This window comes from Rheinheimera sp. A13L (assembly GCF_000217935.1).
Taxonomy (GTDB): Bacteria; Pseudomonadota; Gammaproteobacteria; order Enterobacterales; family Alteromonadaceae; genus Pararheinheimera.
Genome location: NZ_AFHI01000012.1, coordinates 270,176 through 296,112 on the forward strand (window position 1 = coordinate 270,176; position 25,937 = coordinate 296,112).

Consider the following 25,937-nt stretch of genomic DNA (forward strand, 5'->3'; position numbering starts at 1 on the left):
ATCGTTGCACAACCTTTGGGTACAGGTAGTAAATGGCGGCAAGGGAGTTTGTGAAAAGTGCAGCCATGAAGTCTGGATTGTACGCGCTCAGTATAGTAGCAGTCGTTGAAATTGTATTGTGGTGAAGAAAAAAAGTAGTGTTTTCAGTGAAATGACTATAGTTCAGGCCATTTATTTCAACAGATAGCTGCCAGTAAGTTACAAAACAAGAGTTTATTAAAGTAAACAAACTAAGATTAAAAAAGGGTCCGTGAAGGACCCTGAAATCACCAGGAACAGTGATGCATGCAACAAGTTTAAGCCCGTTCAGCATGCAGCTTTCGCTTTGCAAAAATGTGACAGCAGGGCGAAGCTTTGATGAAAGTGAAGATAAATCAGGGTTTTACCATAGCGTGCTGAATTTGGTATTTGGCTAACAACAGCTGCCACTCCTGATCGACAGGCATCTGCTGGATCACCTGCTGTAAAAACTGATGCAACTGAGGATCGGTTTTACTGACCATAAAGCCGCGTTGGATCAGATCATGAGGTGTGTTGGCGACATAAAAATGCCGGGCTTGTTCTCCATGGCTAAATTTATAAGACAAAGTGGAAGAGCTGATAATAGTAAAATCACCACGCCCTAACCTGAGCATATCCAGCACATAATCTTCCTGTAAGGTATCTACCCGCTCCAGAATGCCGGACGCAACAATCTCATCTATACCTTTGTATTTATAGCCTTGTGAACCAATAAAGGTTTTACCTGTTAAATCAGCCAGGTCCTGATCCCGCACTGGTTTTCTGGCATCAGAGACAAACATATCTTTGTCATGCAGAAAAGGAGCGGTAAACAGCATTTTATCAGCAAGAGGCTTAAACCAGGCTGGCTGAATCCCAACCACTACATCGACAAAAGATTCTGCCAGTAACACATCCAATCGTTTTCTTGGCATTAACTCAGTTTTAAACTGGTACTTGTCTGTCTTGTGGTTTAAATAAGAAGCCAAATCAAAATACAAACCCCTTTGCTCCCCCCAATCAATCACATAAGGGGCTTTCAGATGATAAGTCAGCAATAACACCTGCTGTTTTGGCGCTGCATGGCTATTCGTTATAAAACTAAAACTCAGTAACAAAAGACAAAATCTAAACCACATAACCACAGATCCAAAAGAGCACTGGCTTGAGATTAGTTAATTTTCAGACCCTAAGCCAGCAAGAAAGCGCTATCAGAACCAATTAAATCATTTTTTACTAAAAAACTAAAAGCCAGTGCCAACAAGGCCTGTAGTACTATATCAGTCCACCATCAAAAATAAGAATGATTCCTGATACCTAACACAATTGACAATAATTGTTATTCATAGTTAAACTCCCGCTCGAAAAATTGCCAGCCCCCTTTACTGCGACGCAATTGTGGTAAATCTGTTTTTTCTGATCACTTTGGTGATTTGAACGCTGAACTTTATATAAGGAACCCAAGATGTCTGCGATGTTTTTCACACACAACTTTCGTCCGTCACGCATAGCTTTGGCTGTTGCTGTAGCCGCCACTGGTTATGCCAGCAGCAGCAATGCAGAAGACACTGCTACGGCAAAAAAATCTGTGATGCCTGCTATGGAAGTGGTGAAAGTAGTAGGTCAAAAAGAAGACCATCGTTTTGAAGCAACAGGTTCAGTCAATCTGGTGGAACTGGAAGAAATTCAGCGGGTTCAACCTCTGTCAACAGAAGATGTATTACGCCGCATCCCTGGCATTAATATTAAAAGTGAAGAAGAAACCTCTGTCATCGCTAACTTTGGCATCCGTGGTTTATCCGCCAGCGAATCCAAATCGTTACTACTCGAAGATGGCGTACCAGTAGCTCCTGGTTTATTTATCGGTAACGACCGCTACTTTAACCCTCGTATTCAGCGGGTAGAACGGGTTGAAGTACTAAAAGGCTCATCTTCATTACGTTATGGCCCTTCTACTATAGGTGGTGTGGTCAATTATCAGACCAAAACACCGGATGATGGTGTTGAACTGTCGGCCCGGGCCGGTTCTTTTAATATGAAAGAAGTGGGTATTGAAGCAGGCAATAAAAATGCCGCTGGTGATGCTTTTGCCGGTATAGTCGCAACTCATGCAACCAGCGATGGTTTTATGGACAAAGGCTATACCATGAACGATGTGATGGCCAAAGCTGGTGTTGAATTTGCTAACAACCAGAAATTAGGCGTTAAGCTGTCATGGTACGAAAATGACGTCAATATGTCTTACCGTGGTTTATTGTTAAATGATTACAAGGCTGGCGCTGACTATAATCCGGCTCCGGATGATGACTTTCTGGCCGACCGCGTGGCTTTTGATATCAACCACGAATGGCAACTGAGCGACACTGCAACTTTAAACACATTGGTGTACTGGAGTGATGTCACCCGTGATTACTGGCGTTATGCGGTAGATACCAACGCATCAGTTGCTGCAGGTCGTTGGGTGTACACTGACGCACTGACAGGCAACAACAGATCCTTTGAGCGCACGGGGGCAGAAAGCCGTTTAACGCTTGAGCAGCCGTTGTTTGGCCTTGAAGCCAGCACTGAGTTTGGTTTGCGTTTAATGCACGAAAAATCAAATGATTTGCGTATCACCACTACCCGCGCCGCTGACCGCACCGGCACTATTGCAGGCCACTTACAGGACAGCGCTGACAGCGTTGCCGGTTATGTGCAAAGCCGTATAGTGCTGAGCGAAAAACTGGCATTAACACCAGGCCTGCGTATTGAATCTTATCAGCAAGAACGCTTGAATTTGCAAAGCAACGCCCTTGCCAAAACGTCAAATACCGAATATTTACCTGGCGTTGGTTTAACTTATGAGTTAACTGATGCGGCACAGCTATACGCTGGTGTATACCGCGCTTTTTCCCCGGCTTCTAACAGTTTGGCCTTGGATGGTTTGACCGATCAGCAATTGGATGGCGAACGTTCTGTCAATTATGAAGTAGGTGTTCGTGGTGTAGCGGGCTCCACCAGTTACGAAGTGGCTGCTTTTATTATGGATTTCAGCAATCAGGTGGTCAGCGGAAACAGTAATACAGGCACCCCCTCCTCTAATGCTGGTGAAACCAGCCACTATGGTATCGAATTTAGTGTAAGCCAGCCTCTGATGGCAGGTTTAAACCTGGATGCCAACGCCACATGGGTACCTGAGTCTGAGTTTGAAGCAGGCACAAATCAAGGCAATCGTATTCCTTATGCGCCAAAAATACTGGCTAATTTAGGCCTGAACTATCAGTTGGAACAATTAAACTTGTCGCTGAACCTGCACCACCGTGGTGAGCAATTTGGTAATGAAGCCAATACGATTGCCATTGAACATCCAACTGGCAAACCAAACGATATTTGGGGTGGTTTATTACCTGCTTATACAGTAGTGGATTTACTAAGCCAGTATCAGGTGAGTGATAACTTAAGTATCTCTGGTTCGGTAAAAAACCTGACTGATAAACGTTATATCAGCGGTCTTCGTCAGGGTATTTATGTAGGCCCGGAACGTTCTTTTGAAATTGGTGCCCGTTACCGTTTCTGATAGGCCCTTGTCATAAAGTCAGCGACCCCGAGGCTACAGCATGATTCAACATAACATGTTGTAGCCTCAACTCTTTCTGAGGTTTGGTTACTCTTATTGATCAATTGACTCACCTTCACCCGACACTTTAACTACTGTACAAACATGCATGAAAGAAACGAGTCTCGCCAGTACCTGATGACATGAAAAACAAGGCATGGATATTATGTAATAAAATCCAGCGCTTAATTGATCTTCTGCAATTTGCTGCCAGTATTAAAACACCCTGCCCTGTTGTCATAAGTTCTTTATGAAAAAAACTCTGCTACTGGCTACACTATTTTGCTCCATCCAGGCTCATTCCGCAGTGCTTTGGCAAGATTTCAGAGTCAGCTACTTAACGGGGAACAATTACCGCTTAGGTGACAATAACCGCGATATCTATACCTTCGAACATGCAGCGGCTACCAGTTGGGGCGACAGCTTTTTTTTCCTCGATCACATCAGGCCTGATACCGGTGATTTAACCAATTATGCCGAATGGGCCCCCCGCTGGAGTTTCAGCAAATTGGGGCTGGCAGAAGTGAAATGGGGTTTGATCAGTGATATGACTTTTGCGACTACAGTCGAAATGTCCAGTCAGGCCACTCATCTGCTGTATGGTGTTGGCTTTAATCTGGAGGTCCCTGCTTTTCGCTATTTTCAGGTGAATCTGTACCGACGCAACAATGAAAAACGCAGCGACAACTGGCAAACCACCATCACCTGGGGTTTGCCCTTTGAACTGGCTAATCAGGAATTTCTCTACGACGGTTTTCTCGACTGGGCCAGCGCTACAGAGGAGCACAACGCCAATCTGAATATGACCTCGCAATTGAAATGGCTGCTAAGTAAACCGTTGAATATTGAAGACAAAATCTATCTTGGTTTTGAATATGTGTTCTGGCTGAACAAATTTGGTGTCAAAGACCAGCCCAACTTACGCAGCAACGAATACAACCTGAACCTGCTGCTAAAGTGGCATTTTTAACAAGAGGCCCATATGAACTCTGTTTCTTTAAGAACCAAACTGATTTTATTAGCTTTTTTCCCTGTGTTTATTCTGGCACTGGTGTTGATCAGCAAAGCCTATTTTTCTGCTCAGCAGGAAGCACAAAGCAGAGTGATGCACTTGCGCGATTCTTTATATGCAGAACGTAAACAGCAACTGGATACCTTGCTGGAAATGGCCAGCACAGCTATTAGTTCAGCAGCGGATGACAACAGCAAAAAAGCCATTTTGCGTAGCCTGCGTTATGAAAATGGCAAAAACTATTTTTTTGTCTATGACCTTCAGGGGACCCAGATGGTCAGTGCTGATCAGCCGGAACGTGAAGGCAAAAACTTTCTCGACAGCAAATCCCCTGAAGGCCGTTTTTTAGTGAAAGAATACATAGAAGCAGCCAGAAAAGGCGGTGGTTATATTAACTACAACTGGCCTAAACCCGGCAGCACAGTAGCAGCACCTAAACTGGCTAAAGCTATACTGCAGGGTGAGTGGGTGCTGGCGACCGGTTTTTATATTGACGATTTGGAGCAGATGATCCAAAAGCAACGTGAAGTGACAGAACAACAAATTTACGCTGATTTACTGTCGGATGCGCTGATCACTCTGGTGCTGGTGGCTTTGGTTATTTTTATTGGTACTTTATTTGCCAAAGCTATTTTAAAACCTCTGCTGAGCGTCGTTCAGGCCATGCAGGATATAGGTACTGGTGAAGCCGATTTAACCAAACGACTGGATGCCTCCATAGGCCATGAATTGGGCGCTTTAGCTCAGGCTTTTAATCAGTTCTCCGGCAAAGTAGCCACTTTGGTCGGCCAGGTACAAAGCTCGATGCGAAGCCTGGGCCAGTCGGCAGAACACTTAGCTGCCTTAATGCAAAAAACAGAAGCTGGTGTTGCGCAGCAGCATAGCGAAAGTGATCAGGTGGCAACTGCGATCAACGAAATGTCAGCCACAGCAGAAGATGTGGCAAAAAGTGCCAGTCAGGCTGCCCAGGCCGCCAATCATGCCGAAACTCAGGTGCATGAAGCTAACGCCAAGTTACACAGGGCCATAGCTGTGATCGGTGGTCTGGAGCAACAAGTGCAAGTGGGTGTTTCTGTCATAGATAAAGTAGGAGATGATTCCAGAAACATTGGCGCTGTATTGGATGTGATCCGATCTATTGCTGACCAAACCAACTTATTGGCCTTAAATGCTGCTATCGAAGCTGCGCGGGCTGGTGAACATGGCCGGGGTTTTGCGGTAGTTGCTGATGAAGTACGAACTCTGGCAGCCAGAACCTCCAAAAGCACAGATGAAATTAATCAAATGATAGTGTCCTTACAACAAGGTGCAGAGCAGGCAGTTCAGGCCATCAATGAAATCAAACACCATAGCCAGAATACAGTGCAGCAGGCACAGCAAGTTGATGCCGCACTGCAGGAAATCCAGCATTCAGTGTCTACGATCAATGATATGAACAATCAGATTGCCAGCGCTGCAGAAGAACAAACCACAGTGTCAGAGATGATTAACCGAAATGTGCATCAAATTGTGGTGATAGCACAGGAAACATCAAGTGATACCTCCCAATCTGCCGCTATCAGTAAAGAATTGATGCATTTATCCGATCAACTGAATGCAGAAGTGTGCCGCTATAAAATCTGAACCTGAGCCAGTGCCTGTCGCACTACAGGCACTGTTTTCGCAGTTCGCCATGACTTGCATTTAAACCTGCTCTTTGGCAGCATAATGAACCACTTAGCATCCGGCCTCAGGTCAAAGAGTTTTTGGGTATGGAACCCACCACAGTTTTTATTCTTGGAAGTCTGATGATGTTAGCCAACGGCGGTGTGCTGGGCCTGATGCATCAGGATTTGCCCGAGTCATTGCGACCCGCAGCCGTCAGCTGGCGTATAGCCACCTTGTTGCATGCCTGTGGTTGTTTGCTTTTTGCTGCTCAACAATTTATTCCTATCGCTTTGGCGTTGCCTCTGGCCAATGGTCTGGTGATGTTTGGTTTTACCGGATATTGGTATAGTTTACGTCAGTTTTATGCTCAGCCTTCCTCCTTCTGGCTGATGCTCCCCGCTTGTATCGGCACGGCCGGAGTACTGTGGTTTGCCACTGTGATGCCGGATACGGGTGTCCGGATTTTGATAGTGTCAGCTGTGTGGTTGCTTATTCTGCCCGGCTCGGTAAAGGTTTTACTGTCAGAACAACGCCATGATCAGGCCATCAGTCGAAAAGTTATGGCGGCCATATTCAGTTTTGTCTGCGCTTTTGTGCTGTTCCGCGCTGGTTATTTTGTCTGGACTGAAGTGCACGCAGATTTTCGGGTGATTGATCAACAGCATTGGCTTAACCTGGTCTCTCCTATGGTGATCGCTATTTTGCCAGTCATAGGCACCACCACCTTCCTGCTGATGTGTTCTGAACGTATTCGTAGGCAATGGGAAAAAGCCGCCGCGACGGATTATTTAACAGGCCTGGCGAACCGCAGAACACTGACAGAACAAGGTTTGTTGTGGTTCGAACAGGCAAAAAAAACACAAAGACCATTAGCTGTGGCTGTGATTGATATCGATCATTTCAAAACTGTCAATGACCGTTTTGGTCATGACACAGGCGATCTTGCTCTGCAGTATGTGGCAGCGCAGTTAGTAGCCCATTGCCGCAGTACAGAACTGCCAGCTCGTCAGGGCGGAGAAGAATTTGTGGTGTTATTGCAGAATGTTTCTGGCGATGAGATGCGGGCCGCAGCCGAGCGTTTACGTCAGGGAATAGCGGCAGAAGCTTTTATAGCAGCTGATCTGGTATTGCCATTAACGGTTTCTATAGGGGTTGCTTTGCAAGATCCTGCGGACAGCAGTTTCAGTCATTTGATGCAAAGAGCAGATAAGGCTTTGTATCAGGCAAAAGCGGCAGGAAGAAATCAGGTCATTGCCGGCTGACAGAACACGGGCTTTCAACAACAGTGATAAAAAAGCAGCCGTTTAAGGCTGCTTTTACTTTAGTTACTCAACGATAATTTCAAACAAACCACGCATATTAGCTTTTGCTGCATCAGAGCGTAGAACTGACGGGTTCGCTTCATATTCCGCAGGGTTTCTTTGACCAAAACCTATGGTTTTAAAGCGATTGGCATCCACACCTTCAGCTATCAAAAAAGCTTTGATGGACTGGGCACGACGCTCACTTAATGCCTGGTTATATTCAGCGCTGCCGCTGGCTGAGGTATAACCTGCAATACGTACGCGCGCCTGAGGATTGGCTTTTAACGTCTGAACATGCTGGCGTAAAATGACTTTGGTTTCGTCATTTAATTCGGCAGTGTCAAAATTAAAATGCACATCTTCCAGCACCAGCACTTCAGGCTCTTTCACCACAGTTTGTGCCACTACAGCTGCTTGTGCTTTTTGCGCAGGAGCCGGTGCTGCTTGCGGTTCTGATTGGGTGGTTGAGCCAAAACGGTAGACTAACCCCAGCGAGTACAAATCCAGATCACCTTTGTTACCGATGAGATCATCCATGCGGTAACGTTCGGCTTCCAGTCGCACTGTAAAAGCCGGAGATATGTCATATTGCAAACCTACACCCAACTTATGTTTGGTGTAGCTGTCATCATGGTTATAAGCTGCAGTGTTAATTAAACCATTGCTGCTGTAACGGGTTTTTGAATCGTTTTGAGTCAGGCCAATACGGGCTATAGCCGAAAAACGTTCTGTCAAAGGCAGGGTACCGACCAGATCCAGATTCCAGCCTTTCAGCCCTGTTTCACCTCTGAAATCAGTCACTGGCAAGGTATTCGCCAGAAAACTAAAATCGTTCAAATCAAAATAACCGCCTTCCACTGCCAGATAAGTACCAAACTGGTAACCCAGATAAACTTTGTAGCCCTGGTTGCCGCTGTCTTCGTCCATTGAACTGACATCGAAGCCATTGGTTTCCAGACTGGTCTGAAGCCTTTCTGTATCAATACTGGCCTTAGACTTCCCTATATTGGCCCCGACATACCAACCATTTTTGTCATAGCTGGAGTGGTCCTGAGCCTGAACATTGGCCGACATCAGCATAGGCAAGCTGCTGGCGAGAACCAGCATCACTTTTGTGCCCTTTAACTCTGTTAAATTTTTCATTTATTAATCCTTATCTCCGACTGACAAGCCTCTATTGAGGCTTGGTCACTGCATTGGCATCTAAAGTGACTTGCTCAGTCACAGAGAACAAACGACCTGTGATGGCCGTGCCTGTACCCAGATTGATTTGTTGCCAGGCAAATACATTGCCGGCAAAGCTGGTATTGCTACCAAATACAGTGACACCACCAGTCCGCCAAAACACATTGCGGGCCTGAGCCCCCCCGGTCAGAACAATGTTCCCACCCGGAGCACCTGTGGTAAAAGTGCCTGTAATCACAAAGATAAAGACCGAATCCGGATCACCCTGTGCATCCAGCGTCAGGTTGCCCTGCTGGATAATGACATTACCTGCAGTGCGATAAACGCCACGAGTCATGACCCGACCACCCAATTCGGCAGGCAAGGCCTGAGTTGCAGCTGCAGGATTAGGATCAGCGGCTAAAAATGTTGCAGCTACGCCTAAATCAGTGCGAACCTGGTTAATAAAGGCCACCATAGATGCATAAGGCACAGGCACTACATAAGGTGGGGTTACATCATCAGGTGCATAAGACACGCCATTGGTCAGTTGAGTAAACTGCCCTGCGACTGGGCCCGGAGTAAAACCAGCGTAAGCTGTACGGGCTAAATCAAGAATGGCCATATCACCATCAGCAACAGCAGAACCTGCTGTAGTGGTAATAGCCTGGCTGGCTATCATGACAAAACGTTGCAGTTCACCCATAGCCGGAGCCTGAGGATTATTTGCTAAAGCCGCTGTGACAGTCAGCACAGCGCTATCCTGTGTCGTGCCCAAAGTGGCAGTGATAGTGCTGATGCCTGCAGCCATAGCTGTTGCCAGACCACTGTTCAGTTGACCATTGGCATTCATCACGGCTACGCCAACATTACTGGACGTCCATACCACAGTGCTGCTGATATTGATCCTGCTACCGTCTGTGTAAACGCCTGTGGCAGTGAAGCGTTCAGTTTCATTCACTACAGCTGATGCGTTCTCTGGCGTCACTTCAATAGCCGTCAGAGCAGCGGCTGTGACCGTCAGAGTGGTGCTGCCGTCTAACCCGGCAAAACTGGCACGGATTAACGAGGTACCAGCAGACAAGCCGGTCGCAAGGCCACTGTTTGCAGCCAGACTGGCGTTCATGCTGGCCACGGCAATAGTGCCTGATGTCCAGTTAGCAACAGCAGTCAGATCTGCTGTACTGCCGTCGCTGTAAGTTCCGGTTGCATTAAACTGACGGGTTAAACCATCCACCACACTTGGGTTAACTGGCGTCACACTGATACTACTTAAGCTTGCGTTTGTGACTGTCAGTGTTGCTGCACCAGAGATGCTACCCAGAGTTGCGCTAATTTGCACCACACCTGCGGCCTGCCCTGTCGCTAAACCACTGGCTGAGTTGCCATTGGCATTCATAGTAGCAGTCTGCGTATTGGCCGAAGCCCACACCACAGACTGGCTGATAGTCAGTGTTGAACCATCAGAATAAATACCTGTGGCCACAAACTGACGATTCAGACCCATTGCAACAGATGAGATCACCGGAGTCACACTAATAGAACTTAAAGTCGCAGCAGTCACAATCAGAGTCGCTTCTGCTGATACAGCCGCCTGAGTAGCGCGAATTTGCACTGTGCCTGAACTTAGTCCTGCCACTAAACCGCTGTTGCTCTGCATATTGGCATTAGGCAAAGCAATAGCGTTGTCGGATGAGCTCCAGGTGACCAAAGACGTCAGATCTTCTGAGGAACCGTCTGAATAAACACCTGTTGCTGTAAACTGTCTGTTTTGGCCTGCAACCACACTACTCAGTGCAGGAGTAATAACCAGACTAGTTAATGTGGCACTATTCACAGTTAAACTGGCGCTGCCAGATACTAAGCCTAAAGTAGCAGTGATTTGCACTGTGCCAGCAGCCTGACCTGTAGCCAAACCACTATTCACAGCACCATTAGCGTTCATAGTCGCTATCTGAGTATCAGCGGAGGCCCAAACCACAGAGCGGCTGACATCAAAGGAGCTGCCATCTGCATAGTTAGCTGTAGCAACAAACTGACGCGATAAACCCGTTGTTACAGTGGAAATAAGGGGAGTTACCACAATGCTGCTTAACGTTGCAGCATTAACCGTTAGCGTGGTTTCAGCAGACACTGTGCCTAAGGTTGCGCTGATTTGAGTGGCACCAGCAGCAAGTCCTGAAGCTAAACCATGATTTGCACCTGAAGTAGAATCAATAGTCGCAGTGGCCTGAGCACTGGAATCCCAACTGACTAAAGCGCTGATATCCTGTGAGGTACCATCTGAATAAACACCTGTTGCACTGAACTGCCGACTGACGCCAACAAACAAATTAGCGTTTACCGGAGTCAGCTGTATAGACATCAGTATCGCATCAGTCACCGTCAGACGGGTTGAGGCAGACAAAGCACCCAGAGTAGCGCTGATTTCTGTATTACCAGGAGCCACAGCTGTAGCTAAACCACTTGAAGCCGTTTGACTCGGGTTCATCACAGCTATAGATGTATCACTGGATAACCAGTTCACAACACTACTGATGTTTTCCGTAGTGCCGTCGGAATAAACCCCTGTTGCAATAAATTGAGTGGTTAAACCATCGGCTACACTGGCGTCCAGCGGGCTGATACTGATACTGGTTAAAACTGCACTGGTAACAGTTAACTGAGTATTGGCCGATTTGCCGGCAAAAGAGGCCGCAATAACAGAGGTACCAGGCTGCAGTGCAGTCGCCAGTCCCTGACTGTTTATAGTTGAGACAGCAACAGTAGCTGAGCTCCAGATCACTTTGTCACTGATATCCAGCGAAGTGCCATTTGCATAGACTCCAAGGACGGTAAATTGCTGAGTTAAGCCCGCAGCCAGAGTAGGATTTTCCGGGGATATTAAAATGGACTGGAGCCCGTCTACAGGCTCAAGTCCAAGAATGGGGTCTTTATCGCTATTACAACCAGCAATAAATAACAGCACAAGCAGGCTTAATAGCCACCTGTAGCAGATGTTAAGCTGCATTTTTTGATTTCCAACCATGATGACTATCCTTTCTTTTAGTTAACGCTGATGCGTAAAACACTTTTCAGCTGGATAGCTTTTCTCATAGCAAACCAAGCCCGTCTGTGTGCTATCGCACAGATAGATTCTTATATTTGAAGTATCCGGAACAACCTGCTGAACCGGCCTGTGGTCAGATCTAAAAAGTTATTTAAAAACAGAGGTTTTTAGAGCAAATACTACTTAAAGTAAAAGTGTTCCCCCTCTTTATCGAACTGCCGGTTAATCAGTTTGGGCGGGGCTGTAAAATAAAAAAAGCAGCCGATTTAAGGCTGCTTTTTATTAGAATGAATTCACTTTACTCAACAATAATTTCAAACAAACCACGCATATTGGCTTTCGCTGCATCTGAGCGTAAAACTGCCGGATTCGCTTCATATTCCGCAGGATTTCTTTGACCAAAACCTATGGTTTTAAATCTGTTGGCATCTACACCTTCGAGGATCAAAAAAGCTTTAATGGACTGAGCCCGACGCTCACTTAATGCCTGATTGTATTCAGCTGTGCCGCTGGCAGAAGTGTAACCCGCAATACGCACCTTGGCTTGTGGGTTAGCTTTTAATGTCTGAACATGCTCGCGCAAAATCGTTTTTGTTTCGTCATTTAACTCTGAAGTATCAAAATTAAAATGAACGTCTTCCAGTTCCAGTACTGTAGGTTCAGATGCCACTGCAGTTGGTGCTACAGCAACAGCTTCAGCACGTCGAACAGGTTCTGGAGCAGGAGTCGCTGCATAAGTAGGTTCAGTTTCACCAAAACGAAGCATTAACCCTAAAGAATACATATCAATATTACCGCTGTGAGCAATTAAATCGTCTAAACGATAACGCTCAGCTTCTAAGCGTACACTCAGAATAGGTGAAATGTTGTATTGCAGACCCAGACCGTATTTGTTTTTTGTATAGCTGCCATCTTCATTGTAACCAGTGACATCAACCAAACCATTACTGCTGTAACTATTTGAAGTGTCATTTTGGGTGACACCAATACGGGCAAAACCAGAGAAATCCTCTGTGAAAGGCATAATACCGACCAAATCAAGATTCCAGCCCAACAGCTTGGTTTTTCCGCGGAAGTCGGTCACTGGTGTTGTGTTTGCCAGGGCATGAAAACCACCAATATTAAAGTAGCCGCCTTCTACAGCCAGATAAGGGTTAAACTTATAGCCGACAAAAATTTTGTAACCTTCACTGCGACTGTCTTCCGACACAGAATTCACATTAAAGCCCTGGTTTTCTAAGTCAGTGCGTATAGTGTCCTGCTCTATTCCGGCAATAGATTTACCTACGTTCATACCCACAGACCAGCCATTTTCTTTAAAATTGCTGTAATCCATTGCATGAGCGGCAGGTAGCATAAGTACAGTTAAAACGCTCAAAACCAAAGGCTTAAAACGAAAAAATGGGGTATTTGTTTGTGTCGTAGATGACAAATTCAGAGCAGTACTTTGCTGTCCTATAACTTGCTCATTCCTTGTAGCCTGATAGCTGTTCATAGTTTTTATATTCCTGTAGTTAAAGCTGAGGTGTTCATTACATTCAGCTATACAGGTTTTCTCATAACGAAGAACAGGCGTCTGTGTGCCAGCGTACCGATAGATTAATACAAAATAAAAAGCTATTTATTCGGCTGTTTAGTGTGCAAACAACAATATAACTTATAACTGCAGCCGCATAAAAACGGAGTTAGGATCCTCCTTATACTGTGCAAAAGGACCACAAGCTTCAAAACCAAAACTGCGATATAAAAAACGGGCTGGGGCGAAATAATCCATAGCACCTGTCTCCAGATACAACTGCTGATAACCACGGTTTTTCGCTTCGTTGATCACATGCTGCAACAACAACTTCCCTATGCCCTGACCGCGAAAAGCATTGGCACTTCGCATCGACTTAATTTCGCCCTGCCCTGAGTCCAGTTGTTTCAACGCCACACAACCCGCCAGTTGCTGCTGTTGCCATAAAGTCCAGAAACTGATGTCTCTGGCTTTTAAACCCGCCAGATCCAGCGCATGTTTACTTTCTGGCGGTGATACTGCATTCATGTCTGTTAAATGCTCTTGCAGCAACGCCGCTATTTCAGAGCCAGTCAGGTCATCAAGTTGGATATGCATAGGAAGTTAACGTAAAAAGCTGTATTTGTTTAAAAATATATAGAATTTGACGCAGAAGAACCAGAGGAAAACCGGGGTAAAAAGAAACAACGAGCCTCAGGCTCGTCGGATCAGACTCGCAATAAAAAGCAACACCACAGCACCGGCTGTAGCTGTCACTATAGAACCCACTAAACCACTGATGCCGATCCCCAGAGCTGCAAATAAGAAGCCACCTATTACAGCACCAATTATGCCCACTATAATATTACCCAGCAGGCCAAAACCACTACCTTTCATGATGAGGCCACCAAGCCAGCCTGCTGTGGCGCCAATGGCAAGAAATACTAATAATCCGGTTAAGCTCATAGTGAGTCCTTTAGGTTGTTTAGCGCTTCAGAGTTAAAAAAAGACCGGCCACAAAACTGATGGCACCACCTATATAAAACTGCATGACTTTGTCGGTTTCGGCACCAGTCACTACTTCTGTCAGCTGCGATTGCACCGAATCTGACAGTTGAAAGCCCCAATACGCCAAACCAACGCCCAGTACCAGCAAAACTAAACCAACCAGTTTTAATAACGAATTTGTTCCATTAGCCATAGGTAATCCCTCTGTATTTGATGAAAAAACAACGGGCTAACCACTAAAAATATGCTGCGGCAAAGCCCTGCCTGAGCACAGTATTAGCTGTGCCAGCCTGAACCTTAGCTGAAGTTAGTGTTTCAATTGATAAAATCAGAACTTAACCAAAGGGAGAAAACAACTGAAGCAGTGAACCCGGTTACCCGGGTTCACTATGAGCCTGACTAACTATTTGATCTGATCAATCTTTGTTTGTTGTGTGCCATCACCAGTCCAATCAAACCTATGACCGCCACTATCACCCCTATAGGTTTGCTGTACTCGACCGGTAAGTTCAGACCAATACCTGCTGTTGCTATATAAGCCACAGTCATGCTGGTGCCAATCACGGCCGGAATGCTGGCAATCCAGTGTAAAGTACCTCGGTCAAATAAATACTTGGTAGCCAGCCACAATACGCTGGTGGATAACAACATATTAGAGAACGCAAAATAACGCCAAATCAAGGAGAAATCTAACAGCGTCATAAAGTAAGCTATGGTCAGAATGGGCACAGACAACAGCATTCTGTTACGCAGGCTTTGCGGAATACTAAAAGCATCCACTATGGTCAGACGTAAAGAGCGGAAGGCGGTATCCCCTGAGGTAATTGGAAATACTGCAACAGCCAGAATGGCCATCACACCACCAAAAACACCAAGATAACCTGTGGCTATATGATTCACCACTAAGCCTGGTCCACCCTGAGCCAGCATAGCTTTTAACTCCACATAACCGCCCGGAAAAGCCGCAATACCAGCCAAAGCCCAGACACAAGCTACTATGCCTTCACACATCATGGCACCGTAATACACAGGCCTGACGTATTTTTCATTGGTTAAACAGCGGGCAATAATAGGGGCCTGAGTGGAGTGAAAACCACTGATAGCACCACAGGTAATAGTTAAAAACAGCAAAGGCCAGATTGGGACGCCATCAGGATTTGGCGTTAAAAAATCATGTTCATGGTGGCCATCAAAATAAGCAAAAATATCAGCAACCTGCGGTAAGTTAGGTGCATCCAGTAATAACGCGCCCGCTATTAAGGTGGTCATGACGATCATCAGTACACCAAAAGCCGGATATAACTTGGTAATGATTTTGTCGATGGGCAGCAAAGTCGCTAAAAAGTAGTAGGCTAAAATAACCAGCACCCAAAAGGTATTGCCTGCTAAAAAAGTACCTTCAAAGTAGGATAAATTACTTAAAAGCCCGGCCGGACTCATAATAAATACCACGCCAACAAAAAACAGCAGCATGGCGGTAAAGACCAGCATCACGCCTTTAAAAACCACGTTGTAATAATGGCCTGCTATTTCAGGTAAACTTTTACCGTCTTCTTTGATACTCATTACACCGGAAAAGTAGTCGTGCACTGCACCACCGATAATATTACCTATAACAATCCACACCAAAGCTACAGGACCATACACAGCGCCGAGTATAGGTCCAAAGATGGGCCCAACCCCTGCCACATTTAAAAACTGAATTAAAAAGGCTTTTACCGGACTGATAGCAACGTAATCCACACCCTCGCTAAAACGTTCTTGGGGTGTAACAGCATTTGGATTGATACCCGCCTGTTTTTCAACAAAGGGACTATAGAATTTGTAGCCAAGAATAAGTATGGCAATACTGACAAAAAAGATAAGCATAGGGACAGGTTCCTTTTAATCTTACAGGCGTGTTGGCGGCCGTCAGCGCGGCGCTCTGGTATAGGCAGTTTTTACCATAACATGAGCGCAGTCAGTTGGACATTAGCCGATAGTCGATAGACCAGCGGCTTGACTAACGCACCAGATGCCATTTGGTTTGACGCCCGGCCAGATAAATCACCTGCTTGCCATCAAAATAAGCGCTTTGTTCCAGCTTAATTTGTACATACTGCCCATTCCACTCAGGCACTTGCTGTTTGATATTGCCTTCAATGGCATAAGCTGTATTGGCATACAAAGGCCAGTTTCCACCTTCAGAACTCGGCCCCTGATTGTCCCACATGCCAATAGTTGGACCAGGTGCATGGCCAACAAAGCCTAAAGGATGAGTGTAAGTACTGCTGATCATGCCCTGTTTTTTGCTCTCTTTGATGGTAGCGGCAAGAATTTCGTTACCAGTGCGGCCCGTTTTAAACTGACGGGTTAAGTTATCCTGCCACTGATTGCCTGTGGCCAGCGCTTTGATAAGACCTGCGGGTGCATCCTGTTCATCGGCTTTGAGTACATAAGCCATTTCCTGGGTGTCAGTGCAGAGTTTCAGGTAACAAATGCCCACATCTGTGTGCAGCACATCTCCTCTGTGGATCACCCTGCTTTTACCACAAAAAGGTGAATCCGCTTTACAGTCATCGCCCGGACGCTGGCTATTCACATCAGGCATAAACCATATGGGCAAACCTAAAGCTTCAAAACGCTGACGAATATACCAGGCCACATCTTCTGTGCTGGTCACACCCGGAGTAATAACTTTGGTGCTGAAAGCTTCGGCAATAACGGCACGGGCCAAACTGACAATATGAGGGTAAAGCTCTAATTCTGAGGCCGTGCGTTGCTCCATCCAGCGCACTACTAAAGGCTCTGCACTGACTAAACGGCTGGCGTAGTCTGTTGGTAACACATCCAGCAACAACTGATGCATGGCTTTGGTTAAACCATCAGCCACAGCCCAGTCTGCAGATACGTTGATGCCGATACGTTTTGGATTGCGTTCTGTAATAACCTTAGCTAAGGCCTGCCACTGCTCTGTTAAATCACCGCCTGACCAGGCTGAGGTATAAGGTGCGCCAAAGGGATAACGGTTGACAGACAACAGTTCGACAGAACCATCGGCTTTACGATAAAACACCAGCATGGTGGTGCGTCGGGCAGCAAAAGTGGGCTGTGGCACCAAGGTAAAATACACAGGGTCTTCGCTGTATTCGCGGTTGATCACCAGCCACATATCCAGTTGGGTTTCGGCCATCAGCTGTGGTAACAACTGTTCCAGCCGTTCAGTCAGAATGCGATTTTCAATACCCACCCGTTCACGCGACGTCAAAACAGAAAAGTCATTCGCCGACTGCAACTGCCGGCCTTGTGTAAACTCAGTAGCAAAAGCAGTAGAAATAGTTACCAAGGCAGCTAATACCAGAGCTGTAATTTTGTTTTTCATGCCCATTATCCTGTTCATCAAAACGCCTTTTATCGAAAAGCCTGTGTATAAAAAGTCTTATTAAAGAATAATTTATAATGCATTGCTCAGTTACCCAGCTACAAATGCAGTGGATCACACAGATCATGAGACAAAATGCAGCGCTTTTCATAACAAGCACCCAGCTTTATCAGGCAGTTGTATTGGGTCGCGTCAGTACCGACCACAGATAACAAAGCAAAGGCCTTAAGGTTTTATGTAATACAAAAGACATCAAGACCACCAAAGTACCTATTATTGTTGGCAGTACGGCGCCAAAGCAGTAGCTCATTGCCAGCACAAAACCCAGCAAATATTCGGCACGATAGAGCGGAAACAGCAAGGCAAAAAAAGGCAAACTCAGCATCATATAAGGCAGGATTTGATGCTGCCCTTGTTGAAACAACACTGAAAGTGCCGCCCCAAACAGCAAAGCCATGATCAATCCTGCCACTATATTGGCAGGATATGAACTCCCTACTCTTTTGTAGATAAAACCTGTCAGGAACCAGCTTAGCACTGGCAACAATAAAGCTCCCCACCAGTTTGAAATAGCAGGCAAATCGCCCCGTTGTAATAGGTGATGGCTAACCACACCGCCGTTCAAATGCTCAAACACCAATAAGACCAAAATATACAAACTGGCAACAGCAACCAGTACCAAGCGGTGAAATTTAAATCGTTGATCGTTCATCTTTTTTAGAGTCCTTAGCCAGAAAATACAGTATCCAGTCTGACTCATCTGAAACTGGCAAAGCGTAAGAAACTGTAAGGAAACATATATGGCAGTTATAGCTGCGCTGACTGGCAAAAACGCAGCACAGCTCAACCTCCAGCAATACAGGTTAAGCTGCATTGCAATCCCCCAACCCAGCAGTTACTTTCAATTGACTATAATTACAACAATCCGGCTACCCTATGAAAAAAACTGTTACTTCACTGTTAGTTAGCGTCATTTTATCTGGCGTAAGCCTGAGTGCTTCTGCCGAAAAAATTGCTCTGGTTGGAGGCCGTTTAATAGATGGCACAGCCGAAAATCTAATCCACAACAGCGTGATCCTGATAGACAAAGGCATCATTCAACAGGTGGGCTCAGTTGATACACTCCAGGTGCCGCCAGACTACAACATCGTATCTACCGAAGGTCAGGATGTGCTGCCTGGCTTGTGGGAAAATCATGCACATATCCAGCTGACAGGGCATGCCAATTATGTGCATTGGCAAGCGAACTATAAACACCGTTTTGCCGACGAAATTATGCCGGCAAGCTTAGTGCAGTTGCTGCTGGCGGGTATTACCAGCGTGCGTGATTTAGGCGCTCCGCTGGAAGACACTCAAGTTATTAAAGCTAAACTGGCGGCCAATCAAATCCCCGGCCCCACTTTGTATGCCTCAGGCCCCTTTTTACAGTGGCAAGTCAGGGATTGGGAAAAAAGTTACCGCTGGGCCGTCAAAGATAAAGCCGATGCAATGAAAAAGGTCAATCAACTGGCCGACGCCGGTATGGATATCATCAAACTCATTGATCAGGACGATATGCCACGTGAAGTGGCACAAGCCATAGTAGTACAAGCACACAAACGGGGCTTAAAAGTAGTAGCACATTCGCATAAACCCAACGAAATTCGTCGGGGCTTAGAAATTGGCGTTGATAACTTTGAACACACAGGCCTGACTACTGCACCTGGTTATCCCGAAGATGTGCTGACTGCTATTAAAGAGCGCACAGGTACTGGTATGTTTAAAGGCTTGTTATTCTGGACTCCGACCGTCGAAGGCTTATGGAGTTATCAGGACAGGGTAAAAAATCCTGAACATCTGGACAACAGCTGCTGGCACAGAGGCTTAAAACCAGACACTATTGCCGATATTCAGCAATCTATTAAAAAACCAGGCCATTTAGGCTATACCCAATTGGTGCCACTGCGTAAACCCACCTTAAAACGTAAAATTGAACAGTTAAAAGAAACTGGTGTAGTGATGCTGATAGGCACAGATGTGGGTATTCCGATGAAATTTCATTGCCAGACCACCTGGCACGAAATGGCGGTGTGGGTAGATGATTTTGGTTTTGACCCCATAGAAACGATCAGAGCTGCCACTTACTGGCCAGCCGTCATGATGGGTGTTGAAGATAAATATGGTTCAGTAACACCGGGCAAAGTGGCCGACATCATCACAGTCAAAGGTGACGTACTGAAATACATGAACCTGCTGCGCCATGTCGACTTAGTGATGAAAGACGGCGTGATTTATAAACAAAATGGTCAGGTGATTGAAGAGGCGTTAAAGCGCTGATACAAAACTGTGCTCTACCAAACAGTGGCCTTAGGAAAAAGCTGCTTTTGTCGCTGTTTGGTAAAATCCGGCCCGTTTAAATCCATACATCATTCTGAGCTGTCAGTGTACTTTGGGTATCCCCTGTATTCACCACTCCTTCAGGTTCTACCAACAGGATCTGACACTCTTCTTGCGCCACTGGTTTATGTTTGACGCCTTTGGGCACTACAAACATTTCTCCGGCTTGCAAGGTCACTTTTCCATCTTCAAATTCAATATCCAGCACACCGCTTATCACAATAAACACTTCATCTGTATCCGGATGATGGTGCCAGACAAACTCCCCCTGCACTTTTACCAGCTTAAACTGGTAGTCGTTCATTTGAGCAATCACCCGCGGCGACCAGTGGTTGTCAAACTTAGCAAACTTGTCTTTAAAATTAATGGCCTGGTAACTCATGGAATGCAGCTCTCCGGTAAATTAAAAAACGCAGCAGGTGCTTCTCAAGGAACGCTCTGTTTCTTTGTCTGTTTATATACTGCACCCGACAAGCTGACAGGCACAACTTTTAATTTGTTAACACGGCAGCCTGAAAAAGAAACAACACTGTACAAATAAAGTTGCAACCTTAATCGCAAATAAATGCTGTTTTATCGCCTTTTCTCAAAACCAACAAAGACTTTTGCCGCAGCCATAGTGTCACTGAAAATCACAAAACGGCTCATCAGGTCAGCACTTAGAAAAAATACAGAAATTTAGCATAAGCTCATGATTTAAAATAACTTCTGCCTCACACGCCAAAAACAGCCCAATGAAATCGGTTACATTCCGCAATTTCTATCCATCAGGCTCCGCCACCGTTTTCTCTCTTTTTATTCACGATGCCAACTTAGCGCCTGATTAAAACTGAAATAAAAACATCATAGTCGCTCTGTAACCTCGCCCGTCGTTGCACACCGCAGCTGTCCATCCGAAAAACACTGTGGTGACGAAAATACAAAAACTTCAGCTAAGGGTTTGGGAATGAAACATCAGAATCAATACCGTCATCAACTTGTGTCAAAACGCACAGCCTTAAGCCTGGCTGTAGGTCAATTGCTGTTGGGTTCAGCCATCAGTTTACCTGCCTACGCACAAATGGCAGAAAGCGAGCAGAAAGTAGAAGTCATAGCAGTAAAAGGCACCTACAGTAAAAGTCTGGAACAAGCCGTTGATATGAAAAAAGAGAACATTGGTTTTTCTGATTCTATTGTAGCCACCGACATTGCCGATTTCCCTGAACAAAACCTGGCAGAAGCATTGCAACGTATGCCTGGTGTCACTATTGAGCGAAACAAAGGTTTGGGCAGCAAAGTGAACGTGCGAAGCCTCCCTTCTGAATTTACTCATGTGTCGATCAACAACCTGGCTACAGCCTCTGGCAGTGGTGGTCGTGATGTTGAGTTTGATATTTTTGCCTCTGAAATTATTCAAAGTGTGACTGTGCAAAAATCTCCTACTGCTGCCGATGAAGAAGGTGGTATTGCAGGCTCAGTGCAAATTGGTACAGCCAAACCTTTTGATTACAGCTCAGCACAATTTGTGGTCTCTGCAGAAGGCGCTCATAACTCGATTTCAGAAAAAACCGATCCTAAATTCTCCTTTCTCGCCAGCGACACCATGGGTGATTGGGGCGCGTTAGTGTCTTTCTCTAAAGCAGAGCGCAGTAACAGAACAGATTCCAACTCTGGGATCAACTTCCGTCCTATGGGCCGTTTCCTTGAAGCTTCAGCACCACGCTCAACTCAGGCTGCTGCAGTACTGGAACGTGATGCAGGCGTAATTGTCAGTGATTTCAAAGATAAAGACCAAACCAGCCGTATTATTTTCCAGGACAAAGTGGGTGACCGCGTTTTCCAGAGCGAGCAGGATAAATGGGGCAGCACAGCCTCAGTGCAATACAAACCAAGTTCAAGCTTCAGTCTGACTTTTGATGCCATGTTAGGTGGTTATGACAACACTGAAGATGAATACGATGCGGCAGCTTACACTGCATCAAGCCGCAGTACGCTGGAAACTATTCATGCCTACGACGATACCACCCTGGCTGACTACGGTATGGTGGTTCTGACTGACGTGTCTTACACCGCCACTCAGCACGAATTTTTAAGCAAAGAACGTATCAACGAAACTGATTTCACTCAGTACAGTGCCACTATGGACTGGCTGGTCAACGGCTGGGATATCAATGCATTAGCAGGTTACTCAGGTGCAGAAAAAACAGCGGACTACGCCAACCTGAAACACGTGGCTTATGCTCCATCCCGCAGCCGCTGGACTGCCAATGGCGGTGAAACCGTCAAAAGTGCCAACCCAAACAGCATAGATATGTACAACGCAGCCGACAAATACCTGTTTGAAGCTTATGAAACCCAACTGGAAGAAGTGCAGGACGACAAATATGCCGCTCAGCTCGACTTCAAAAAAGAGTTGGAATTATCCATGCTACCAGCGCTGAGCAGCGTGCAGTTTGGTCTGCGTTATACCGACAAATCCAAAGAGCGTAACTTTGGTGAGATAAAAATTCAGGGCCCTTCAGCAGGCAACAGCTCCTGGGTAAATACCCGTACATTACAGGACAGTGAACTGGGTTATGTGACTGATATCGCCTCTGGCGGTGGTTACAAAGCCAAAGATCTGAACTGGATGCAGGTGTCCAACGATTATGCCCGCAGCACCTTCCGCTATGCCGGTTTCTTCACTCCGTTTCAGGATAATCAGTACTACCGTGTTGATGAAGAAGTGACAGCTTTGTATGCCATGACGAACTTTGATTTTGAGTTAGGTAACTTGCCAGCCAGGTTAAACGCTGGTGTACGTGCAGTAGACACTGCAGTGACCTCTTTTGGTTACCACCCAATTCAAAACGAAGATGGCACTACAGGTTACACTGAAGATCCAGTGTCAGCAGACGGCAGCTACAACGACCTGTTACCCAGCTTTAACCTGACAGTTGAAGTGGCTGAAGATGTGATTTGGCGTACAGCTGCATCAGAAACCTTAATGCGCCCTGCCCTGGGTGATATTGCCTACAAACGTACTGTCAGTTGGAGTGGTTTCCGTTTTGTCGACGGTAACCCAGGTCTGAAACCAACCACAGCCAGGCAATGGGAAACCGGTCTTGAATGGTATATGGAAAACGGCGGTATTCTGGCAGCTTCTTACTTCTGGAAAGATATTGAAGGTGTAGTACGTCAAGAGCTGACCGGCATAGTGGAAGACGTAGAAAAACGTAACGCCGACGGCTCATTAGACGGTTATTACGATTTTGAAGTGTTCCAGCCAGTGAATGCCGAAGGTTCGTACAAAGTGACAGGTCTGGAGCTGATAGCCCAGTTGCCTTTAACTATGCTCAGCGACTCACTGGAAGGTTTTGGTATTAACGCCAACTACACTATGCTGGACAACAGCTTAACCGGTGCTTCTGACCTGGATATTCCGACACCACCAGAAGGTTTAGCGGATACAACCTACAACTTTACGCTCTATTACGAAAACGATATCTTTGATGCCCGTCTGTCTTACAACTACAAAGACAAATACGTCGAGTACATTCACCTGAATATGTACCCTGTGTACCGTGACGCTTATGGCCAAACCGACATAGCTTTAGGTTACCAGCTGACGGATAACGTCAAACTGAGCTTAAAAGGCATCAATATCACAGACGAAGAAACCAGCGGTTACACCATGGATCCGGCTTTTCCTGTGATGAATGAGTTTTCAGGCAGAAGAGTAAGCTTAGGTCTGCGTGCTGACTTTTAAACTTAGGGGATTTACCCTTCGTTCTTGAAGCTGCAGCGTTGTTACCTGCGTGCCCTCGCCCCAGTCACATAGGTAAACTATGCTCCTGGGGTCTCACGCACTTGTCGCCTAACTGCAACTCCAATTACTTTGGGCATAGGCAAGAGGCCACAGTATCGCTGTGGCTTTTTTATTAGCATTTCAAGGAAAGCACCACTGATGAAAACCCTTTGTTTTGGCTTGGTATTAGCTTTGTTTGGTTTACCAGCGCTGGCAACCCCGGTAAGCGCGCCAGTACAAATAGCCTTTTTACCTGATGTGCATTTTCACGACGTGTACGCCCAATTTCCTGACAACAGCTTCAAAGGCCTGCACAGCCAAGCCACAGGCAAAGCAGCTACTATCCGCACTATGGCCGCTCAATTGAAATCCACCCGGCTTTTTAACGAAAACTACTTTGCGTTGCGTGCAGCTTTAGACGATCTGGTACGCCGTCATATCAAACTGGTGGTATTGCCGGGTGATTTCAGCGACGACGGCCAGACTGCCCATATACGAGGACTAAAACAAATACTGCAGCATTACAGCAGCACTCATGGCCTGAAGTTTTTACTGACCTTGGGCAATCACGACCCGGTACGGCCTTATGCCCAAAGCGCAGGTAAACCTGACTACTTAGGAGCTGATGGCAGGCCTTTAGCTATTTATAGCCCTGGCTCTGAACCTTGTGCTGGCAAAGATAAAAACGTGATTTGCACTGAAGAGGTAAAAGAGCTGGGGTACCTTGAGCTCATGACAGAGCTGTCGGATTTTGGCTTTTACCCCAAAGCAGATGATCTGTATTGGGAAACACCTTTTAGCAGCTACTCAAACACGAATTACAGTTACAGCCAGGCTTTGGCCCAATCAGATTTAACCAAACGTCAGTTTGAAATTTGTTTGCAAGGTGCTGGTGGCGTTTTTAAAAAACCAGAGTACAGCCACTGCCAGTTTATTCCTGATGCCAGTTATCTGGTGGAGCCTGTTCAGGGCCTCTGGTTGCTGGCCATAGATGCCAATGTGTATAAACCTAAAGCAAATGATCAGGGCAAAGGCCGTCAAGCTGCAGCTTTTGAAGGCTCAGGTAATGCCGGTTACAACGCTATGTTTGACTATAAACCTGCTGTGATGCAGTGGGTGAAACATGTGGCTGAACGTGCCAAAGCTCAGGGCAAAACCCTGATCACTTTTAGCCATTATCCGATGATTGAGTTTTATCAGGGCCAGACAACGCAGATAGCCACATTGTTAGGTGAAAAACGTGGCCAGCTATCACGTAGCCCACAGCAACAAATCAGCCATCAATTAGCTGATTTAGGCGTACAGCTGCATATAGGGGGTCATATGCATTTAAATAATACGGCAGTGGTGAAGTCGAACAGCGGCAATAGCTTAATCAATATACAGGCCCCTTCTTTAGCCGCTTATGTGCCCGCCTATAAATTGCTGACACTGGTCAGCAAAGAGCAAGTCAAGGTGCAAACCATAGTACTGGAGCAGGTACCGGGTTTTGATCAACTGTTTGAGCATTACCAAAAAGAGTGGTTGCAGTTAAAAGAGGACAAAATGCCATTATGGGATCTCAGCATTTTGCAGTCGAAAAGCTATCGTGATTTTGCCAATGGCCATTTACGCGAACTAACCCGCTTACGCTTTTTGCCTGACGACTGGCCGGACGAACTGAGGCAGTTACTGCTGAGTTTAAATGGCGAACAAATGTTAGTGCTCTCAGAGCTCAACAGCAGTGTCACTCTGGAGGAATTTTCCCCAGCTATGTTGCAGCAATTGAGTCAAAGCCCTGAATGGCAAAAAGCCAGACAAAAGGCAAAAACTAAGGCTGCCACAGCGGGTTTAAAACTGGAAGACTTAGCCCACTGGACAGGCTTTGATTTAGTACTGGATTTTTACCGCTTACAAAATGCCGGTGAACTGGCTTTAGCTGATATTTCTGCACAGCGCCTGCAGCACTATGGCTTTTTTACCGCTCTGTTGCAGCAAACAACCACAAGCCCCCAGGCTCAGAACTGGGCAAACTGGACCCTGCCCCAGTATTGCCACAACAAATTTGCCAGCTTATTTCAGATCATCCAAGGGTTTTTACAAGGCCCACCCAATGGAGATTTTCTATTGAATATGCAAACAGGCGAATTAACCTCTCTGAGTGTGGTGCCTTAGCGCCAC

Annotated in this window: 18 protein-coding genes; 7 read left to right on the forward strand and 11 right to left on the reverse strand. The window is 46.1% G+C overall.

What is annotated here, in order from left to right:
- Positions 1 to 374: 374 nt before the first annotated feature.
- A complete protein-coding gene (locus tag RHEIN_RS08710) occupies positions 375 to 1,139 on the reverse strand; it encodes a substrate-binding periplasmic protein (RefSeq protein WP_008898613.1) in 765 nt (254 codons plus the stop codon).
- A 326-nt stretch (positions 1,140 to 1,465) separates the two neighbouring features.
- Here RHEIN_RS08710 and RHEIN_RS08715 point away from each other — a divergent pair, with 326 nt between their 5' ends.
- The 4 genes from RHEIN_RS08715 to RHEIN_RS08730 all read left to right on the forward strand — a co-directional run bounded on the left by RHEIN_RS08715 (position 1,466) and on the right by RHEIN_RS08730 (position 7,516).
- Complete coding sequence (locus RHEIN_RS08715; RefSeq protein ID WP_008898614.1) at positions 1,466 to 3,556, forward strand: TonB-dependent receptor family protein; 2,091 nt, start codon at positions 1,466 to 1,468, stop codon at positions 3,554 to 3,556.
- A gap of 289 nt (positions 3,557 to 3,845) precedes the next feature.
- The gene (locus RHEIN_RS08720; RefSeq protein WP_008898615.1) at positions 3,846 to 4,565 is read left to right on the forward strand and encodes a nucleoside-binding outer membrane protein; all 720 of its coding nucleotides are present in this window, start codon (positions 3,846 to 3,848) and stop codon (positions 4,563 to 4,565) included.
- Between the two features lie 12 nt (positions 4,566 to 4,577).
- On the forward strand, positions 4,578 to 6,230 hold the full coding sequence (locus tag RHEIN_RS08725; RefSeq protein WP_008898616.1) for a methyl-accepting chemotaxis protein: 1,653 nt from the start codon (positions 4,578 to 4,580) through the stop codon (positions 6,228 to 6,230).
- Positions 6,231 to 6,358: 128 nt separating this feature from the next.
- Complete coding sequence (locus RHEIN_RS08730) at positions 6,359 to 7,516, forward strand: GGDEF domain-containing protein (RefSeq protein WP_008898617.1); 1,158 nt, start codon at positions 6,359 to 6,361, stop codon at positions 7,514 to 7,516.
- 63 nt (positions 7,517 to 7,579) lie between these two features.
- Here RHEIN_RS08730 and RHEIN_RS08735 read toward each other — a convergent pair whose 3' ends face one another.
- From RHEIN_RS08735 to RHEIN_RS08775, 9 genes are all read right to left on the reverse strand, one after another.
- Complete coding sequence (locus tag RHEIN_RS08735) at positions 7,580 to 8,701, reverse strand: OmpA family protein (RefSeq protein WP_008898618.1); 1,122 nt, start codon at positions 8,699 to 8,701, stop codon at positions 7,580 to 7,582.
- A gap of 31 nt (positions 8,702 to 8,732) precedes the next feature.
- Entirely contained in the window at positions 8,733 to 11,750 is a 3,018-nt protein-coding gene (locus tag RHEIN_RS08740; protein WP_008898619.1) for an Ig-like domain-containing protein, read from the reverse strand.
- A 319-nt stretch (positions 11,751 to 12,069) separates the two neighbouring features.
- Positions 12,070 to 13,266: an OmpA family protein gene (locus RHEIN_RS20380; RefSeq protein ID WP_008898620.1), complete on the reverse strand. Its 1,197-nt coding sequence runs from the start codon at positions 13,264 to 13,266 to the stop codon at positions 12,070 to 12,072.
- A 162-nt stretch (positions 13,267 to 13,428) separates the two neighbouring features.
- Positions 13,429 to 13,884 (reverse strand): GNAT family N-acetyltransferase, encoded by a 456-nt coding sequence (locus RHEIN_RS08750; RefSeq protein WP_008898621.1) that lies wholly within the window; start codon positions 13,882 to 13,884, stop codon positions 13,429 to 13,431.
- 96 nt (positions 13,885 to 13,980) lie between these two features.
- Positions 13,981 to 14,232: a GlsB/YeaQ/YmgE family stress response membrane protein gene (locus RHEIN_RS08755; protein WP_008898622.1), complete on the reverse strand. Its 252-nt coding sequence runs from the start codon at positions 14,230 to 14,232 to the stop codon at positions 13,981 to 13,983.
- A 19-nt stretch (positions 14,233 to 14,251) separates the two neighbouring features.
- On the reverse strand, positions 14,252 to 14,467 hold the full coding sequence (locus RHEIN_RS08760) for a DUF3185 family protein (protein WP_008898623.1): 216 nt from the start codon (positions 14,465 to 14,467) through the stop codon (positions 14,252 to 14,254).
- Between the two features lie 206 nt (positions 14,468 to 14,673).
- On the reverse strand, positions 14,674 to 16,143 hold the full coding sequence (locus tag RHEIN_RS08765; protein WP_008898624.1) for a carbon starvation CstA family protein: 1,470 nt from the start codon (positions 16,141 to 16,143) through the stop codon (positions 14,674 to 14,676).
- 133 nt (positions 16,144 to 16,276) lie between these two features.
- Positions 16,277 to 17,635 carry a M24 family metallopeptidase gene (locus tag RHEIN_RS08770; protein WP_008898625.1) on the reverse strand — a complete coding sequence of 453 codons (1,359 nt, stop codon included), beginning with the start codon at positions 17,633 to 17,635 and terminating at the stop codon, positions 16,277 to 16,279.
- A gap of 169 nt (positions 17,636 to 17,804) precedes the next feature.
- On the reverse strand, positions 17,805 to 18,347 hold the full coding sequence (locus RHEIN_RS08775) for a hypothetical protein (RefSeq protein WP_008898626.1): 543 nt from the start codon (positions 18,345 to 18,347) through the stop codon (positions 17,805 to 17,807).
- Between the two features lie 224 nt (positions 18,348 to 18,571).
- On the opposite strand from RHEIN_RS08775, the gene RHEIN_RS08780 reads away from it, so the two are divergent.
- On the forward strand, positions 18,572 to 19,951 hold the full coding sequence (locus tag RHEIN_RS08780; protein WP_008898627.1) for an amidohydrolase family protein: 1,380 nt from the start codon (positions 18,572 to 18,574) through the stop codon (positions 19,949 to 19,951).
- 76 nt (positions 19,952 to 20,027) lie between these two features.
- On the opposite strand, the gene RHEIN_RS08785 is transcribed toward RHEIN_RS08780, so the two are convergent.
- Positions 20,028 to 20,393, reverse strand: coding sequence for a cupin domain-containing protein (locus RHEIN_RS08785; RefSeq protein WP_008898628.1), 366 nt, complete (start codon positions 20,391 to 20,393; stop codon positions 20,028 to 20,030).
- A 564-nt stretch (positions 20,394 to 20,957) separates the two neighbouring features.
- On the opposite strand from RHEIN_RS08785, the gene RHEIN_RS08790 reads away from it, so the two are divergent.
- Both RHEIN_RS08790 and RHEIN_RS08795 read left to right on the forward strand, forming a co-directional pair.
- The gene (locus RHEIN_RS08790; RefSeq protein WP_008898629.1) at positions 20,958 to 23,738 is read left to right on the forward strand and encodes a TonB-dependent receptor; all 2,781 of its coding nucleotides are present in this window, start codon (positions 20,958 to 20,960) and stop codon (positions 23,736 to 23,738) included.
- 198 nt (positions 23,739 to 23,936) lie between these two features.
- Entirely contained in the window at positions 23,937 to 25,931 is a 1,995-nt protein-coding gene (locus tag RHEIN_RS08795; RefSeq protein WP_008898630.1) for a metallophosphoesterase family protein, read from the forward strand.
- Positions 25,932 to 25,937 lie beyond the last annotated feature (6 nt).